Source organism: Streptomyces sp. NPDC031426, assembly GCF_055581585.1.
Genome location: NZ_JBVIJE010000007.1, coordinates 23,780 through 41,087 on the forward strand (window position 1 = coordinate 23,780; position 17,308 = coordinate 41,087).

Annotated in this window: 17 protein-coding genes; 7 read left to right on the forward strand and 10 right to left on the reverse strand. The window is 71.2% G+C overall.

Going from position 1 to position 17,308, the window contains the following annotated elements; translation table 11 throughout:
- Positions 1-77 precede the first annotated feature (77 nt).
- Positions 78-1,394, forward strand: coding sequence for an alpha/beta hydrolase family protein (locus ACZ5NH_RS15595; protein ID WP_468775549.1), 1,317 nt, complete (start codon positions 78-80; stop codon positions 1,392-1,394).
- 208 nt (positions 1,395-1,602) lie between these two features.
- Here ACZ5NH_RS15595 and ACZ5NH_RS15600 read toward each other — a convergent pair whose 3' ends face one another.
- From ACZ5NH_RS15600 to ACZ5NH_RS15625, 6 genes are all read right to left on the reverse strand, one after another.
- Positions 1,603-2,826 (reverse strand): acyltransferase family protein, encoded by a 1,224-nt coding sequence (locus ACZ5NH_RS15600; protein WP_468776174.1) that lies wholly within the window; start codon positions 2,824-2,826, stop codon positions 1,603-1,605.
- Positions 2,738-5,068, reverse strand: a complete 2,331-nt coding sequence (locus tag ACZ5NH_RS15605) for a bifunctional polysaccharide deacetylase/glycosyltransferase family 2 protein (RefSeq protein WP_468775551.1) — start codon at positions 5,066-5,068, stop codon at positions 2,738-2,740. Before ACZ5NH_RS15605 ends, ACZ5NH_RS15600 begins: the two co-directional genes overlap by 89 nt.
- Complete coding sequence (locus ACZ5NH_RS15610; protein WP_468775553.1) at positions 5,068-5,766, reverse strand: hypothetical protein; 699 nt, start codon at positions 5,764-5,766, stop codon at positions 5,068-5,070. Before ACZ5NH_RS15610 ends, ACZ5NH_RS15605 begins: the two co-directional genes overlap by 1 nt.
- Positions 5,767-5,923: 157 nt before the next feature.
- Positions 5,924-7,348, reverse strand: a complete 1,425-nt coding sequence (locus ACZ5NH_RS15615; protein WP_468775555.1) for a BN159_2729 family protein — start codon at positions 7,346-7,348, stop codon at positions 5,924-5,926.
- Entirely contained in the window at positions 7,345-7,944 is a 600-nt protein-coding gene (locus tag ACZ5NH_RS15620) for a sigma-70 family RNA polymerase sigma factor (protein ID WP_388623186.1), read from the reverse strand. Before ACZ5NH_RS15620 ends, ACZ5NH_RS15615 begins: the two co-directional genes overlap by 4 nt.
- 143 nt (positions 7,945-8,087) lie before the next feature.
- Positions 8,088-8,291, reverse strand: a complete 204-nt coding sequence (locus tag ACZ5NH_RS15625; protein WP_388623183.1) for a helix-turn-helix domain-containing protein — start codon at positions 8,289-8,291, stop codon at positions 8,088-8,090.
- A 254-nt stretch (positions 8,292-8,545) separates the two neighbouring features.
- Here ACZ5NH_RS15625 and ACZ5NH_RS15630 point away from each other — a divergent pair, with 254 nt between their 5' ends.
- A complete protein-coding gene (locus ACZ5NH_RS15630) occupies positions 8,546-9,100 on the forward strand; it encodes a helix-turn-helix domain-containing protein (protein WP_388623180.1) in 555 nt (184 codons plus the stop codon).
- Positions 9,101-9,212: 112 nt separating this feature from the next.
- Positions 9,213-9,392 carry a hypothetical protein gene (locus tag ACZ5NH_RS15635; protein WP_388623178.1) on the forward strand — a complete coding sequence of 60 codons (180 nt, stop codon included), beginning with the start codon at positions 9,213-9,215 and terminating at the stop codon, positions 9,390-9,392.
- 7 nt (positions 9,393-9,399) lie between these two features.
- Here the strand turns inward: ACZ5NH_RS15635 and ACZ5NH_RS15640 are convergent, their stop codons facing one another.
- From ACZ5NH_RS15640 to ACZ5NH_RS15655, 4 genes are all read right to left on the reverse strand, one after another.
- Entirely contained in the window at positions 9,400-10,068 is a 669-nt protein-coding gene (locus ACZ5NH_RS15640; RefSeq protein WP_450981390.1) for a response regulator, read from the reverse strand.
- The gene (locus tag ACZ5NH_RS15645; protein ID WP_468776176.1) at positions 10,065-11,324 is read right to left on the reverse strand and encodes a sensor histidine kinase; all 1,260 of its coding nucleotides are present in this window, start codon (positions 11,322-11,324) and stop codon (positions 10,065-10,067) included. The genes ACZ5NH_RS15640 and ACZ5NH_RS15645 overlap by 4 nt, the downstream gene beginning before the upstream one ends.
- Positions 11,325-11,393: 69 nt before the next feature.
- Positions 11,394-12,245 carry an ABC transporter permease gene (locus ACZ5NH_RS15650; protein ID WP_468775559.1) on the reverse strand — a complete coding sequence of 284 codons (852 nt, stop codon included), beginning with the start codon at positions 12,243-12,245 and terminating at the stop codon, positions 11,394-11,396.
- A complete protein-coding gene (locus ACZ5NH_RS15655) occupies positions 12,242-13,180 on the reverse strand; it encodes an ABC transporter ATP-binding protein (protein ID WP_388623169.1) in 939 nt (312 codons plus the stop codon). The genes ACZ5NH_RS15650 and ACZ5NH_RS15655 overlap by 4 nt, the downstream gene beginning before the upstream one ends.
- 203 nt (positions 13,181-13,383) lie before the next feature.
- Here ACZ5NH_RS15655 and ACZ5NH_RS15660 point away from each other — a divergent pair, with 203 nt between their 5' ends.
- The 4 genes from ACZ5NH_RS15660 to ACZ5NH_RS15675 all read left to right on the forward strand — a co-directional run bounded on the left by ACZ5NH_RS15660 (position 13,384) and on the right by ACZ5NH_RS15675 (position 17,239).
- Complete coding sequence (locus ACZ5NH_RS15660; RefSeq protein ID WP_468775562.1) at positions 13,384-14,289, forward strand: amidohydrolase family protein; 906 nt, start codon at positions 13,384-13,386, stop codon at positions 14,287-14,289.
- 383 nt (positions 14,290-14,672) lie between these two features.
- Positions 14,673-15,011: a helix-turn-helix domain-containing protein gene (locus ACZ5NH_RS15665; RefSeq protein ID WP_468775564.1), complete on the forward strand. Its 339-nt coding sequence runs from the start codon at positions 14,673-14,675 to the stop codon at positions 15,009-15,011.
- Between the two features lie 229 nt (positions 15,012-15,240).
- Positions 15,241-15,444 (forward strand): cold-shock protein, encoded by a 204-nt coding sequence (locus tag ACZ5NH_RS15670; protein ID WP_007383480.1) that lies wholly within the window; start codon positions 15,241-15,243, stop codon positions 15,442-15,444.
- A 253-nt stretch (positions 15,445-15,697) separates the two neighbouring features.
- Positions 15,698-17,239, forward strand: coding sequence for a DEAD/DEAH box helicase (locus ACZ5NH_RS15675; RefSeq protein ID WP_451553790.1), 1,542 nt, complete (start codon positions 15,698-15,700; stop codon positions 17,237-17,239).
- The last annotated feature ends 69 nt before the right edge of the window (positions 17,240-17,308 follow it).

Consider the following 17,308-nt stretch of genomic DNA (forward strand, 5'->3'; position numbering starts at 1 on the left):
ATTCGATCGCCCGTTCTGCGATCGCTGACCAACAAGGGGGTCCCATGAAACACCGCCGCCCGCGCCACCGTCGCAGAGTGATCGCCAGAGCGGTCGGTACGGCAGGCGCGCTGGCCGTCGCCCTGGGTGCGGGGATGACGCCGGCGATGGCCGCCGGAAAGACGTCCAACAAGCCTGCGGCCACCGGGTTCTCGCCCGACCAGCCCGACCGGCACACGCCCTGGGCGCCCGAGAACGACGAGGCGCCGCTGCACCACAAGCCCGTACACCCTGAGGCCCTCACGTCCGGCCGCACGGATACGTCGGGTCTCCAGCTCAACATGCCCGCGCCGACCGGGCCCCACAGCGTGGGCATGGTCGGCCTGCACCTCGTCGACAAGTCCCGTACGGATCCGTACGTGCCCGGCAGCACCCCTCGCGAGTTGATGGTGTCGCTGTGGTATCCGGCCACCGCCACGTCCGGGCACTATCAGGCGCCGTGGATGCCGTCGATCTCCGGCGCCCACTTCCTCGCCTCCCGCGGGCTGTCGCCGCAGCAGGTGACCCTGCCGAGGACCGCGGGCCATGTCCTCGCCCCGGTGAACACCAAGCTCGGCAAGCTGCCCGTCCTGCTGTACTCGACCGGGCTGCACTCGGACCGCGCGATGGGCACCGCACTCGCCCAGGACCTCGCCAGCCGCGGCTACCTCGTCGTCACCGTCGACCACACCCACGACGCCAACGAGGTGCAGTTCCCCGCCAACCGGCTCGAGGTCAACACGATGCCGGCGGGCGCCCACTCCTCCGACACGCTCAAGGTGCGCGCGGCCGACATCCGCTTCGTCATCAACCAGCTCAACACGATCAGCAAGGGCGGCAACCCGGACCCCGGCCACCCCACGCTCCCCACCGGGCTGGCGCAGTCCGTGGACATGTCCCGCATCGGCATGTTCGGCTGGTCGCTGGGCGGCGGCGCGGTCGACACCTCCATGCAGCTCGACTCTCGTATCAAGGCCGGCGCCGACCTGGACGGCCAGTTCTTCGGTACGGCGCCGAGCAAGGACCTGGACCGCCCCTTCATGCTCTTCAGCTCCGGAACCCACAACCGCAACAACGACGGCTCGTGGCGCACGCTGTGGTCGCACCTCAAGGGATACCGGGTCGACATCCAGCTCCATGGCGCGGCGCACCTGTCGTTCAGCGACAACGAGTGGATGGTGCCGCAGGAGGCGGGCCTGCTCGGGCTCTCCCAGGCTCAGCTCCAGCAGCAGTTCGGCACGATCGACCCGGACCGCGCGGTCGCGGTCCAGCGGGCCTACCTCGCGGCCTTCTTCGACCAGGAGCTGCGCCACCAGCACAGCACCCTGCTCGACGGACCCAACACGAGCTACCCGGAGATCTCCTTCGTCCGCTGAACAGAGGCTGACCGGGCGTCCGAAGGGCGGGTCCTGTTCGCGGGTCCGCCCTTCGGCGCTTCGGGGGTCCCGCTTGCTCGGCCGTCGCCCAGTGACCGGCTCGCACAGGGTCGTACTCCTGTTGGTGGTCACCGGCGGAGGAGCTCATGCTCACCACGGAACGAGCGCTGCGGCAGAACTGAAGAGACAGGAACGCCGCAGCCCCTGGCTAAGCTCGGCGGGCGTGTCGCCCGGTCGGCTTTCCCGGTCCGTTCGGCCACAGCCGAGGAGTCCGGTTCGCCGCGGCGTCCTCGATCGCGCCGAACACGAGGGTCGTGACGGCGATCAGGGGCCAGACCAGGACGAACATCCACAGCGTGTACGTCCTGTCGAGCGCCGCCGTCGCGCTGTCGCTCTGCAGGAACGGCAGGCGGTACGCCTGGTCGATGATCGGCACCGTGGCCACGATCAGCAGGTTGTGCCACAGGTAGACCGTGACGGCGCGGTTGTTCGACAGCGTCACCAGCTTGTCCCAGCGCGCCAGCCGGCCCGGCAGCCCCTGCCACGACGGGGAGTACCGGAGCAGGATCGCCACGAACCCGAACGACCACGTCGCCTGGGCCAGGGGGATGTCGTTCAGATCCCATCCGTCGGGGCCCGGATGACCCGACGCCCACCACAGACCGAACGCCATCACCGGGACCGCGCAGGACACCAGCGCATACCGCGGGATCCGCTTGAGCATTCCCTCGTGGTGGGCGAAGCCCAGCACCCAACAGCCGCCGTACGCCACGAAGTCGGTCACCACGTCACCCGTCGCACCGGGGATGGTGACCAGGCCCGTGCCGACGACGGCCGTCAGTGCCGGCAGTGCCAGCAGCGTCACCCATGGGACGCGGCGGAACGCCCACAGCAGCAGCGGGGACGCGACGACGAACCACAGATACGCGCGCAGGTACCACAGGGGGCCCACCGCCTGCGCCGCCCAGGTGTCCTCCAGCAGACCGGAGTTGGAGCCGAGGTGCTCGGGGTACGGCGGGGTGCCGATCGGAACGACGTAATCGATGAGTTCGAGCAGGCCCCAGGTGCCGCCGTGGTCCGGGTCCTTCACCGGGTTCCAGCCGTCCGCGCACATCAGTGCCAGCGCCACCGCGCCGAACACCCACAGCGGAGGCAGCAGGCGGCGCAACCGGCTCCTGACCACGTCCCGTGCCGGACGGTTCAGCGAGCGCGCCGTCAGCGAGCCCGCCAGCGCGAACATCACACCCATGGACGGGAACAGGATCGACAGCCAGGCCCAGCCGAAGACGTGGTAGACCACCACCCGGACCAGGGCGATCGAGCGGAGCAGGTCCAGGTAGCGGTCACGGGCCGGCTTCGACGCGGCCGGAGCGGGGGCCGGCGTGGGTGCCGGGATCGCTTGCGGGGCGGGCCGGGGTGGGCTCAGGGACAAGGTCGTCTCCGCCGCGTACTCGTGTGTCGTCATCCGACGGGCCTCCGATCACTCCTGCCCCGCGCGCCTGCTGCCGCGGGACCGTGCCCGGGACCTGCACCACGCCCGTGCGCCGCAGCTTCTGCCAGCGCAGGCGGCCTCCGGTGAGTGCGGTGATCCAGGACTGAAGCAGGACCACATACATCAGTTGCCGATAGAGGATCTGCTGGAGCGGGAAGGAGACGAGGTGCGTCGTCCTCTCCCGGTCGAGCCGGAACGCGTACGCCGCACAGGCCCCCTGGAGCGCCAGGACGCCCAGCCAGGCAACCAGCGTCTTCCGCGTGGGCCCGAAGACGACGCCGTACAGCAGGAACACGTCGATCAGCGGTCCCAGCAGCGGGGCCACGACCATGAACAGGGAGACGAGCGGCAGACCGACGCGCCCGAACCGGCCCGACGGGCCCTTGTCGACGACGGCACGACGGTGCTTCCAGATCGCCTGCATCGTGCCGTAGGACCAGCGGTAGCGCTGCGACCACAACTGCCGCACGGACTGGGGGGCCTCGGTCCAGGCGCGAGCCTTCTCCGCGTACACCACCCGCCAGCCGTGGCGGTTCAGGGCCATCGTGATGTCGGTGTCCTCGGCGAGCGTGTCGTCGCTCATGCCGCCGACGCCTTCCAGTGCGGAGCGGCGGAAGGCCCCGACCGCGCCCGGGATCGTGGGCATGCAGCCCAGGACGTCGTACATCCTGCGGTCCAGATTGAAGCCCACCACGTACTCGATGTGCTGCCAGGCGCCGATCAGGGAGTCCTTGTTGCCGACCTTGACGTTGCCGGCGACCGCGCCGACCTGGGGGTTCGCGAAGGGCTGCACCAGCTCGCGCACGGTGGACGGTTCGAACACCGTGTCGCCGTCCATCATCACCACCAGGTCGTGCCGGGCGAGTGCGAGGCCCCTGTTCAGCGCGGCGGACTTGCCCGCGTTGGGCTGGCGCACGACGCGCACGTCCGGCAGGCGCAGGTCCTCCACGATGCGGGCCGTGCCGTCGCTGGACCCGTCGTCGACGACGACCACCTCGATCGGGTACTCGCTCGCCATCAGGGAACGGACCGTCTTCTCGATGCATGCGGCCTCGTTGTACGCGGGCACCAGCACCGACACCCGTTCGGTGACGGGGACCGGACCCCAGCGAAAGCCCTTGCGGCGTACGCGGCGGGCATGCACGCCCGACAGCAGGAGCAGCAGACCGATGCGGGCGAGGACCAGCACGCCGGTGACCGCCAGTGCGACCACCAGGCCGTCGGTGATGCTGTCCGAGACCCGGACCAGGAAGATCCACGCCTTGCCCTGCCACAGGTTCACGCCGGTCACCGGGGTGTTCGCGCTGGGCGCGTGGAGCGCCTCGCTGAGGTTCTGGAACCGGTAGCCCGCGGCCCGCAGCCGGGGCAGGAACTCGTCCAGCGCCTCGACGGTCTGGCGGCGGTCGCCACCGGCGTCGTGCATGAGGACGATCGCGCCCCTGCCGCCCTCGGGGGTGGCCCGGCGGACGATCTCGCCGACGCCCGGCTTCCGCCAGTCCTCGCTGTCGGTGTCGTTGACGACGGTGATGTAGCCGCGGGTACCGATGTACTTCGTCACCGGCCAGGACGCGTTGTCCATGGCATCGGCGAAGGAGCAGTACGGCGGCCGGAACAGGGACGAGCGGATGCCGGCCGCCCCGGTGAGCGCGAGCTGGCTCTGGGACAGCTCCCAGTCGATGCGCCGTCTGGACTGGTAGGAGAGGTCGGGGTGGTCGAAGGTGTGCAGGCCTACCTCGTGGCCCTCGGCCACCATGCGGCGGACGAGGCCCGGGTGCTGCGAGGTCATGGTGCCGGTGACGAAGAAGACCGCGTGCGCGTGGTACTTCTTCAGCACGTCCAGCATCTTGGGGGTCCAGGTGGGGTCCGGGCCGTCGTCGAAGGTGAGGACGAGACGGTGGTCGGGCACGCGCAGGCTGGTCGTTCGCCCGTCGCGGGTGTCGATGACCGGGCCGCCCTCGAGAACACTCTCCGGAACCTTGTCGTTGGCTGCCTCGGAACGGACGCGGTAGTCGGCGAGGATCTCGCTGTGCACGTACCCGCGCAGCATCAGCATCGCCATCATGGCGAGGAGGACCAGCGGGGGCAGTAGGAGGCGCAGGCGCAGCCGGGCGCGCCGGACGCTCGCGGTGTTCTTCCGCGTGTTCTTCGTCGCCGAGGCGTGGAGGACGGGGCTGGGTGCCATCAGCGGACGTTCTCCGGAGACGAAAGGCGGGTGGGGCCGGCGCCGACGTGTACGGGACGGACGGGACCGTCGGCCACGGAGCCGTCGTACACCGTGGACGGGCTGGGGCCGGGTGTGACATCGCCGCCGGACGTGGTGGGGTCCGGCGAGGAGCCGGCCGGGGTGGACGGGCCGGGGTCCGGGGCATCGGTGGTGCGGCCGGAGGTGGGCTCGACGGAACTCGCCGACGGTTTCGGGGCGATGGACGCCCCCGGCGTGACCGGGCTGCCCGACGGCCCGGGCAGAGCGGTCGCGCCCGCCGCCGGGGTCGTACGGCGACGGGCCTGGGCGCGGGGTACGAAGGCACCGCTCGCGGAGCGGACCCGCTCGGCCGAGTCGCTCCGCGAACGGGTCGGCTCGGTCGAGCCCGAAGGCCGCGGCGAGGTGTCGACCCGGACGGCCGACGTGCCGGCCCCCCGGTCGGGCACCGACAGCCAGGGCGCACCGGAGTTGCCCGACAGGAGGGTGGCGAGGGTGACGACGGGATAGGCCGCGCAGGCGAGACCGACGGCGATGCCGAGGCGGCGGAAGCGGCGGCTGCGACGCCCGGACGCGTCGACGAAGACGGGTCCGTCGCAGTCGTGCGCGGCGCCGGAGGTTCCCTCGGCGGGCTGGAGCAGCCGGTCGTCCGCGCCGGCCGCCCACACCCGCCTCACCACGCCACCGGTCGTGGTGAGGCGGGCGGGCGGGCCGCACCGCTTCGGGGGCGGTACGGTGCGGCCCCTGTGCCCGAGGCGGGCACAGTACCGGAGAACACCCGGCGCAACCGGGCAAGAGGCACCAGGTGCTCTCCGGAGTCGAACGGGGATGCCGGCCTCACGCGTCGCCGCCATCCTCGACACCCACCGAGTCGGGTGCGCAACTGGCGATCCCACCCGCCGCATCGGGAGCGCATCCGGCGATCCCGCCCAGCGGCCCGGGGGCGTAGCCGGCGTTCCCGGACGCCGGCCCGGGGGCGTAGCCGGCGTTCCCGGACGCCGGGTCGAGGGCGCAGCCTGCGACCCCGCCCACCGAGTCAGGGACGGAGCCAGCGATCCCGCCCAGCGGATCGGGGACGGAGCCGGGAATACCCGCCGCCGAGTCGAGGGCGCAGCCGGCGATCCCCGACGCCGGATCAGGAGCGGAGCCGGCAAAACCGCCCAGCAGATCGGGGACGGAGCCGGCAATACCCGCCGCCGGATCGAGGACGCAACCAGCTGTCCCGGACGCCGGATCGGCAGCGGAGCCGGCAATGCCGCCCAGCAGATCGGGGGCAGAGCCAGCAATACCCGTCGCCGGGTCGAGGGCACAACCAGCGGTCATCGTCACCGAATCGGGAGCGAACGTGACCCTGGTCGCCGAATCGGGAGAGAATCCAGCGATCCTCGCCGCCAAGTCGGGAGCAAAACCAGCGATCCCGGCCGCCGGGTCGGGTCCGCAGCCGGCAATCCCGGACGCCACATCCGGCCCGCAGCCAACAGCCCCCGCCGTCACAACCGGCCCGCGGTGATCGGTCGCGGCGGTCAGTGGACCCGTCTCGCGGATCAGGTATGTCAGGGCCGAGGGCTCGTCGTCGCCGTCCCTCCGCAGGAGAGGGACGTGGTCCTTGGGCCGGAAGCGGTGGTGGTGCCAGGTGACGCCGTTGCGGTCGGTCAGCGGCCGCGCCAGGTCGTAGACGCGGCCCCACAGGAAGTACGGTTCACGGGCCGCGTCCCATGCCTCGCTGAGCAGGCGCGGTACGTCGTGCGCGACCAGATGCACCGGCACCCCGTCCAGCTGGCCGAAGGCCAGTTGCGCATAGCCGGCCTGCCGGGTGTCGGCGTCCACCGGTGCCCCGATGACGGAGAGCCAGAAGTACCAGTCGGCCAGGGACACCGCCTTGACGCAGACCACCACGCGGTCGCGGTCCCACTCGATGGCCATGACCTCCGGCCTGTGGCCGTGGAACCGCATCCCCAGCGCGGCCCAGACGTCCTTGGCCTGGGCGCACTTCGCCTGCCACGCGATGGCTTCGGCCTCCAGCGAGTTCACCGGCTCGGCGTCCGGTTGCCCGGCGAGGGCCGGGGCCTGCCGCAGGATCACCGTGTCGCACGCCCGCGCCGACTGCGGCTCCCGCTCCCCCTCGGACACCCCGGAACACAGCCGCGACAAGGTGTCGGTGTCCAGCGCCAGTGCGAGCCTGACCGCCACCTCCGCCTCGAAGTTCGCGAAGCACTCGCGGATGACCGTGGCGGCCGCTCGGATGCTCCCCTCCTGCGTCACGCTCCCACCGCCCAGGTCTCCCGGACGAGCTCGGTCAGGTTGCGCATGGCCCGGTGCTGGAGCGACCTGACCGCGTTGGGCTGCCGGCCCATCACCCGGGCCGCCTCGGCGACGGACAGCTCCTCCAGGAACCTGAGCCGGAGGCAGGTGCGCTGGTGCGGGTTGAGCAGGGGCAGCGCGTCGCCGACCACCTTGCGCGCCTCCGCCGCCAGGACGCTGTGGAGCACGGTGTCCTCGGTGTTGCCGTCCCACTCGCCCCACTCCCCGAACTCGCCGGTGGGCACCTCGCGCCGCGCCCGGCTGGAGGTGTAGTGGTCGGCGATCAGGTTCCGGGCGATCGTCAGCAGCCAGGCATCGATGTTCTTTCCCTGCCAGGTGAAGGTCTCGATACGGCGCAGCGCCCGCACGAACACCTCCTGGGTGAGGTCTTCCGCGAGGTCCCGGTTGTTCACCCGGCGGACGATGCCGGCGTAGACCGTGTCACGGTGCTGGCGGTACAAGGCCGCGAACGCCTTCCGGTCGCCGCTTCGCGCTCGGCTGATGAGCTCGGGCTCCAGCCCTCTCAGCGGACCGGTCTCGGCCCAGGGATGAGTCACTTGACTGTCTCCGTTTCGGCTTGGGCATCGGCGAGGAACGGGGTACGACCGGCCCTGCCGACACCCGGGAGACCACCATTCCCGGTCCCCTCCCCTGGGCTGCCCGTCACCGCCCACCCGACGGGACAGGAACGATTCCTCGCTCACGGCCCCTCCTTGGTGATGGCCTCGACGGGGATCTGCAGCGCTGCGGCGATCCGCCTCAGGGTCTCGGGGGTCGTACCCCGGCAACCTTCTTCGATGCGCATAATGGTGCTGGGATGCCTATCCGTGAGGCTTGCAAGGCTCCTCAACGAGTGGCCACGCGCCTCACGGAAGGCGCGAATCGTGGCTCCGTTAGGTGTCACGGGGAGGACACTAGCGAGGAAGAAACCTCACCGCAAGGAGTGAATGCAACCGAAAGGGGCAGGAATACATCACCGTGATGCGTTGAGCAGGCTCGTCGACCGCACGGAGGTGTCACATAACGTGTCATCGATGAGATGAACGTGTCACTGGTGAGGCTGAATCCGCCAGGCAACGCCTTACCGGCTCACAAGCAGACTCGTTACTGGTCAACAGCTTGAAAGTATCTGTAGGTGTTGCCATACGGTGAGGCATCATGACGACTGTGACCACCACTCCCCGAGACTGGAAGCGCCTCGCAGCGGCCATCCGTGATGCACGCAAGGCGCGCGGCTGGAGACAGGAAGACCTCGCGGAAGCGGCGGGCATCGGCTACTCCACGGTGCAGCGCGCCGAGTCCAGCGACGGCTACAAGACCATGCCGCTCACCATCGACAAGCTCGAACGGGCTCTCGGCTGGGCACCCGGAAGCGCCAGGACCGTCCTGGAGGGCGGTACTCCGACCCTGGCGACGGATTCGGCCATATCCGGCCCGGTCGCCGAGGCTCCGGCATCCGCCTCCGGGGACGCCGCCGGGTTCGTCTCGCGGCTCCCGGCCCGCATCCAGCACGAACTCGCCGACGGGGAGCTCGTGGACACCGACGTCATCGAGTTGAAGCGCAAGGGGATGCGTCTGATCGTCTTCGCGACGCGCGACCCCGAGCAGGCCCCGGAGGACAGGGCCGAGAAGGCCGAGGACATCCGGGAATGGACGCGTGTGCAACGCCGGCTGCGCGGACTCGCGGGCGACGGTGACTCTCTCGATAAATAGACATCTGAGGATTTTCCCTCAATCGCCACACACGCGCCGTATCTGCGTGGTTCCATTCCGTCTACCTCTGGCGGGGTATGACCGCAACGGGTATCTGGGATGGGGTGTCCGCATGGAGACCAGGCAATGGCGTGTGGAGCGAGTCCGGGGCATCCCGCACGGTGCGAAGGTGGTCATCGACGCCCCGGAGGGCGAGGTCGGCATCGTCTGGGTCAACGAGGAGGAGTTCACCGGTGACGCGCCGGGCTTACTCGCGGAGCCCCTGACCAAGCCCAGAGCGTCCGGGACGTGACCCGCCCTCAGTCCGCGTGCGGTCGGGCCAGGCCATGGTCGTAGGCGAAGATCACCGCCTGGATCCGGTCTCGGGCGCCGATCTTGGACAGGACACGGCCGACATGCGTCTTCACCGTGGACTCCGACAGGACGAAACGCGTGGCGATCTCGCCGTTGGTCCAGCCCTTGCCGATGGCGACGAGGATCTCGCGTTCGCGGTCGGTGAGGGCGCTCAGGCGCGGATCCTCGGCGGAGCCGTCGCCGCCGGACGGCACGAGCCGGGCGAACTCGTGCAGGAGGCGGCGGGTGAGCGCGGGGGCGATCACCGCGTCCCCCACGGCTACGGCACGGATGCCGGCGAGGAGTTCCTCGGGCCGGGCGTCCTTGAGGAGGAAGCCGCTGGCTCCGGCGCGCAGTGCCGCGTAGACGTACTCGTCGAGGTCGAAGGTGGTCAGGACGAGGACGCGGGAGCGGTCGCCGGCGGCGACGATACGGCGCGTGGCCTCGATGCCGTCCATGCCGGGCATGCGGACGTCCATCAGGACGACGTCCGGACGGAGTTCGGCGGCCTTGCGCACGGCCTCGGCGCCGTGTGCCGCCTCCCCGACCACCTCCGTCTCGGGCACGGAGTCCAGCAGCATGCGAAAGCCGTAGCGCTGCAGCGGCTGGTCGTCCACGACGAGCACGGTCGTCACCGGGCACCGCCCTGGGGAGCGAGGTCGAGGGCGGCGCGCACCGTCCATCCCGGGCCCGCCGGACCCGCGCTGACGTGTCCGCCGTAGAGAGCCGCTCGTTCTCGCATGCCCACCAGGCCGTGCCCTTCCTCGTTCGCCGTGCCGGGCCGGCCGGCCGGTGTGGCCGGCCCGGAGTCCCGGACGGTGATGGTCAGCCGCGCGTCCGCCACGACGATCGCCAGGTTCGCACGCGCCCCCGCGCCGGCGTGTTTGAGGGTGTTGGTCAGGGCCTCCTGCACGATCCGGTAGACCGTGAGCTGCACCCCGCTGTCCAGGGCGTCGACGTCACCGGCCGTACGGTAGACGACGTCCAGGCCGGCGGCGCGGACGCCCTCGCACAGCGCGTCGATGTCCGTGAGACCGGGCTGCGGGCTCAGTTCGGGCTCGCCCCGCGGGCCGTCCGCCTCACGGAGTACGCCGAGCACCCGCCGCAGTTCGCTCAGGGCCTGGCGGCCGGTGTCGCCGATGAGGTGCAGGGCCTCCTTGCCGCGCTCCGGGGCGGCGGCGGTGGCGTAGGCACCCGCGTCGGCGAGGGTGATGATCACGGACAGGTTGTGGCCGACGATGTCGTGCATCTCCCGGGCCACCCGCGTCCGCTCGGCCGCGACGGCGAGCCTGCCCCGCTGGTCGCGTTCTGTCTCCAGCCGGGCCGCGCGATCCCGCAGCCCCGCGAGCTGAGCCCGCCGGATGCGGATCATCAGGCCGAGCGCGAGGGCCGCGGTCGCCGTGCTGAGCAGGAAGAAGAGCGCGTCCCAGACCGACACCGCCGCCGAGACCCGCGCCGCCACCAGGCCCAGCGCACCCGCCATGACCGCACAGGCCCACGGCAGCTGCCGCAGCCGCCCGTGCAGGGCGAGGCTGTACAGGGCGACGAAGAGCGCGACGTCCGCCCGGAGCGCGGCGCCGAGGGACCACTGGACGACGAACACGGCCGCGACGGCACCGAAGGCCGCCGCGGGCGCGCGCCGCCGCCACAGCAGCGGCAGCACCAGCCCGGCCTGCAGGGCCAGCATGCCGAGCGTGGGCAGCTGGGTGAACACGAGGCGGAAGCGGCGCGGGCCGTCGCCGTCCCCATGGGCTTCGTGCAGCAGGTCCGGCAGGCAGAGCATCAGGAAGGCCAGCACCACCACCGCGGTATCCAGCACCCACGGACGGGCCCGGTCGGCGTGCCGGAGCCGCTGGCCCACCCCGCCGAGCCGGGCGACCAGCGGCCCCATCCCGCTGAGCTCATCGGTGGTCACGACATCCACCCGTCCATGATGCGGGTGCCGTCACGCACACGGCGCTCAGGCGTCGCTGCGCAGCAGCCGGTACGCCGCCCCCACCAGCGCCAGCGCCGTCCAGCCGAGGAAGACCAGGAGCCCGGCGGAGGGCGACAGGGTGGTGGAGTCGTGGGTCAGCGCGAAGATCGACTCGCCTGCGTGGCTCGGCAGGTAGGGGTCGATGTCGCCCTGCCACGAGGTGGGCAGCAGGGAGACCAGTCCGGGCACCAGCATGAGGGCCGCGACCAGGACCGAGATGCCGCCGGCGACGGACCGCAGCAGCGCCCCGAGGGCGGCGCCGATCACACCGACCAGACCGAGGTAGAGCCCTGCGCCCAGCAGGCTGCGTACGACGCCGGCGTGACCGAGGCCCATCGCAGCGGGCGTACCGGACACGATCCGACTGCCGACGAGGAAGGCGACGAACGCGCCGGCCGTCGCGACCACCAGGGCGACCAGTCCGTACACCGCCGCCTTGGACCACAGCACGGGCAGTCGGCGCGGTACGGCCGCGAGGGTCGAGCGGATCATGCCGGTGGAGTACTCGCCCGCCGTGACCAGCACGCCGAGCACGCCGAGGGCGAGCTGGGCGAAGTTCGTGCCGAACAGGGACAGGCTGACCGCCGTCGCGGTGGCGAAGTCGCGGTCCATGTGGCGGCCGGAGTCCAGATTGGACTTGTAGTGGCTCGCCGCGATGACGCCGAAGGCCACGAGGAACAGCAGGCCCAGGCCGAGGGTGATCCAGGTGGACCGCAGGGACCAGAGCTTGGCCCACTCCGAGGCCAGCACGCGCCGTCCGGTCACCCGGTAGGCGGGGCGGGCCGGAGCCTTGGGGGCGGCCTCGGGGGTCTCGGGTGTCGCCGTGAGGGTGCTCATGCCGCGCTCCCGGAGGTCTCGGTGCCCGTCGTGGAGCCGTGGTACTCCACGGCGTCCCTGGTCAGTTCCATGAATGCCTCCTCCAGCGACACCGCCTTCGTGGTCAGCTCGAACAGCGGGATCCCGTGCTCGGCCGCCTTCAGCCCGATCTCACGGGCGCTCATCCCGGTGACCTGCAGCTCCTCGGTGCCGACGCGGCCGGTGATCTCCACGCCCGGCCCGGCCAGCACGTCCCGAAGCCGTGCGGGATCCTCCGTGGCGACCTTCACGGTGTCGCCGCCCGCCTCGCGCACCAGGTCCCGTACGGTCGTGTCGGCCAGCAGCCGGCCCCGGCCGACGACGATCAGGTGGTCCGCCACCAGCGCGACCTCGCTCATCAGGTGCGAGGAGACGAACACCGTCCGTCCCTCGGCGGCGAGCGACGTCAGCAGATTGCGGATCCACAGCACGCCCTCGGGGTCCAGTCCGTTGACGGGCTCGTCCAGCATCACCGTCTGCGGATCGCCCAGCAGCGCGGCCGCGATGCCGAGCCGCTGGCCCATGCCGAGGGAGAAGGCGCCGGCCCGCTTCTTGGCGACGCTGCCGAGACCGGCGAGCTCGACGACCTCGTCGACCCGGCGGCGCGGAATGCCGTGGGTCAGCGCGAGCGCACGGAGGTGGTTGTAGGCCGAGCGGCCCGGGTGGATCGACTTCGCCTCCAGGAGCGCCCCGACCTCCTGCAGCGGCGCCTGGTGACGGGCGTAGCGGTGACCGTTCACCGTGACGGAACCGCTCGTCGGCGCGTCGAGTCCGACGATCATGCGCATCGTCGTGGACTTGCCGGCACCGTTGGGGCCGAGGAAGCCGGTCACCGTACCCGGCTTCACGGTGAAGTCCAGTCCGTCTACGGCTGTCTTCTCCCCGTACCTCTTGGTGAGCTGCTGGGCCTCGATCATTCGCGCTCTCTCTTTCGGACTCGGGCGCCCGGCACGCCCGACGCCTCCTCCGCCACGCTAAGTCCGCCATCTCCCGGATCCGGTGGTACCGGGGACTGAACACCGCCGGGCCGGTGGTACCCGGGTACTACGGCGAACGGGATCCCGGCCCAGAGCCCGAAAGGGGTGGACCCGGCATGCCGCCAAGGCCGATGGTGAGCGGCATGGACGATCACCGCAGCGCGCCCGCCGACCCCGCCGAGGCCGATGAGGTTCGCCGTTTCTGGGGCGGGCTGGGTCTTCCCGGGCTGGTCGACGTGCACACGCACTTCATGCCCGAGCGTGTCCTGCACAAGGTGTGGGACTACTTCGACACGAACGGACCCCTGATCGGCGGCCTCCAATGGCCGATCACCTACCGGCGGGAGGAGGCGGAACGCACGTCCCTGCTCCGGGAGTTCGGGGTCCGCGCCTTCACCGCGATGCTCTACCCGCACAAGCCCGGCATGGCCCGGTGGCTGAACGGATGGGCGGCCGACTTCGCCCGCCGCACCCCCGACTGTCTGCACACCGCGACCCTCCATCCCGAGCCGGATGCCGAGACGTACGTCCGCGAGGCCGTCGAGGCGGGCGCGCGCGTGTTCAAGGCACATGTGCAGGTAGGGGCCTACGACCCGGCCGACGAACTGCTCCAGCCGGCCTGGGGGCTGCTGGCCGAGGCGCGGATCCCCGTGGTGATCCACTGTGGCTCCGGACCCGCGCCGGGCAAACACACCGGTCCCGAGCCGATCGCGCGGGTGCTGGCCCGGCACCCGAGGCTGCGGCTGGTCGTCGCCCATCTGGGGATGCCCGAGTACGAGGAGTTCCTCGGCCTCGCCGAGCGGTACGACGAGGTGCGGCTGGACACGACGATGGCGTTCACCGACTTCACCGAGGGATTCATACCGTTCCCCCGCCGCGCCCTGCCCCGGCTCGCCGCGCTCGGCGACCGCATCCTGCTCGGCTCCGACTTCCCCAACATCCCCTATCCCTACGTGCACCAACTCCACGCCCTGGAACGCCTGGGCCTCGGCCGGGAGTGGCTCCGGGCGGTGTGCCACGACAACGCGGCGAGCCTGTTCGGGCTGTGAAAGGGCCGCTTCCCGACTTAGCGCCAACAGGCCGTTGGCCAGGCCACCCGGTGCAGGTGGCAGCCGTGGGCGGCGCGTCGGGTGTGTGACGTCCGGCCGGGCCTCTGCGCTGCACGAGTGTCGCCTGTTGATCAAGACACCGGCGGCGACGGGCACGTGGCCGAACCCCCTTGCTCGTTGCCCGCCACACAGCTCACCTGCAGGCGTCCTGCTGAAGGAAGCGACCGCGGCCGGCGACGATGGCTGGTCCGGGCGCGTGCGGAAATCTGTCACGGCGAGGCCACATCTGCGCGCGCGGCGGAGTTAGGGTTGTCGGACGAGGCAGATGGCGCTGGGTCTTCGGAGCGCGGGTGCCACGCCGCGTCCCCCGAAACGAAGGTGCCATGCCCGCCGAGAACGCCCCTGTCGCCGGCAACCTCGACGACGATGACTACCCGGCCTACACGATGGGGCGGGCCGCGGACGTTCTGGGCACCACCCCCGCCTTCCTCCGGGCCGTCGGCGAAGCCGGACTGATCACCCCCCTGCGTTCCGAAGGCGGCCACCGCCGTTACTCCCGCCGCCAGTTGCGCGTCGCCGCGCGCGCCCGTGAACTGGTCGACCAGGGCACCCCCATCGAGGCCGCGTGCCGCATCATCTCCCTGGAGGACCAGCTCGACGACGCCCTTCGGCTGAACCGGGACATGCGCCGGAAGCTGGCCGAGCGCGACGCGGATACCTAGTCCCGCCACTACAGAATTACGCAGTGCGGCGGATCGAGAATCAGCGGACACACCAGAAAACGCATTCACGCTGCCACCCGACTGTGTTAGCGTGATAGCAGTTGCAGTTTTGGTTGCCAGAGATTTTTTCTTTGCAGAGCTTTCCGGATCTTTCCGGAGGGGTGATCATCGCGGCGACTCGGCTCCGCAGAGTGCGGAGTCCGGCACTGCCCCCCAAGGGAGATTCAATATGGCATCTGGCACCGTGAAGTGGTTCAACGCGGAAAAGGGCTTCGGCTTCATCGAGCAGGACGGCGGCGGCGCTGACGTGTTCGCCCACTACTCGAACATCGCCACCTCCGGCTTCCGCGAGCTTCAGGAAGGCCAGAAGGTGACCTTCGACGTCACGCAGGGCCAGAAGGGCCCGCAGGCCGAGAACATCGTTCCCGCCTGACGCTGACGCGAACCGTCGCGAGCCACTGGTTCGCGCATCATGTGGCTGGGGCCCGCGCTCTTGGGGTGCGGGCCCCAGCCCATTGGTTTTCCCGGTTTCCGGGTTCCCGGGTTTCCCGGACCGCCGGCTGCCCCGGCCGCAGCGCCACGAGGCCCGGCTCTTCTTTTTTCTTCGGCTCATTCTTGTGAATCCCGGTGCGGCCATCGCCGCCGGACGGAATTCCTCGATACGCCGCATCGAGGAAGGTTCCTCCATGAACCGCACCCGTCGCACCGGGGGCACTTCCGGTGGCTTCCGCGCGGACCGAAGGTCCACGCGTTCGGCAGGCGCCACCCGCTCGACCGGCACCGCTTCCGGCGGCCGCTTCCGTACGCAGGGCGCGGGCCGCCAGGCTCCCCGCCCGGGCGCCGGACGAAAGAGCGGCCAGGGCGCACGCTCCACCGCGCGCCGACAGGAGTTCGCCCTGCCGGTCACCCTCACCGAACCGCTGCCGGCCGTCGAGACGTTCGGCGAACTGGACATGCCCGCACGGCTGCTGGCCGCGCTCGGCACCGAGGGCGTGGCCGTGCCCTTCCCGATCCAGGCGGCCACCCTGCCCAACGCGCTGGCCGGCCGGGACGTCCTGGGCCGGGGCCGTACCGGCTCGGGCAAGACGCTCGCCTTCGGTCTGCCTGTGCTGGCCCGCCTCGACGGGCAGCGCGCCCAGCCCCGGCGGCCGCTCGCCCTCGTCCTCGTCCCCACCCGGGAACTGGCCCAGCAGGTCACCGACGCGCTCACCCCCTACGCCCGCGCCCTGCGGCTGCGGCTCGCCACCGTGGTGGGCGGCATGTCGATCGGCCGGCAGGCGAGTGCCCTGCGCGACGGCGCCGAGGTCGTCGTCGCCACGCCCGGCCGGCTCAAGGACCTCATCGAGCGGGGAGCCTGCCGACTGGACCAGGTCGCCGTCACCGTCCTGGACGAGGCCGACCAGATGGCGGACATGGGCTTCATGCCGCAGGTGACCGCGCTGCTCGACCAAGTCCCCGCCCGTGGCCAGCGGTTGCTGTTCTCGGCCACCCTGGACCGCAACATCGACCTCCTGGTGCGCCGCTATCTCCACGACCCCGTCGTGCACTCGGTCGACCCGTCCGCGGGCGCCGTCACCACGATGGAGCACCATCTGCTGCAGGTGCACGACGCCGACAAGCACTCCGCCGCGACGGAGATCGCCGCCCGCGACGGACGCGTGCTGATGTTCCTGGACACCAAGCACGCGGTGGACCGGCTCGCCAAGGACCTGCTGTCCGTCGGGGTGCGTGCCTCGGCCCTGCACGGCGGCAAGTCCCAGCAGCAGCGCAACCGGACGCTCGCCCAGTTCAAGGAAGGCCACGTCACGGTCCTGGTGGCCACCAACGTCGCCGCCCGCGGCATCCATGTCGAGGGCCTCGACCTCGTCGTGAACGTCGACCCTCCGAACGACCACAAGGACTATCTGCACCGCGGCGGCCGTACCGCACGCGCCGGCGAGTCCGGCACCGTCGTCACCCTCGTGCTGCCGCACCAGCGGCGCGCGGTGGACCGTCTGATGACCGACGCCGGCATCACCCCGCACACCGTCCGGATCCGCCCGGGCGAGTCCGAGCTGCAGCGCATCACCGGCGCCCGGACCCCCTCCGGCGTGCCCGTCACCCTCACCGCTCCGGTCGACGCGGGACGCCAGGGCGAGGGATCCGCCGCCCGCAGCCGCAGGGGCCGGGGCGGGAACGGCCGGACCGCCGCCCGAGCCCGTCGCTTCGCCACGAGGAAGAACGCATAGCCCGAGCACGCCGATGCGCTCCCGGTCATCGCCGGGAGCCGTCGTCCGGCCCGCCCGGCCCGTCCGGCC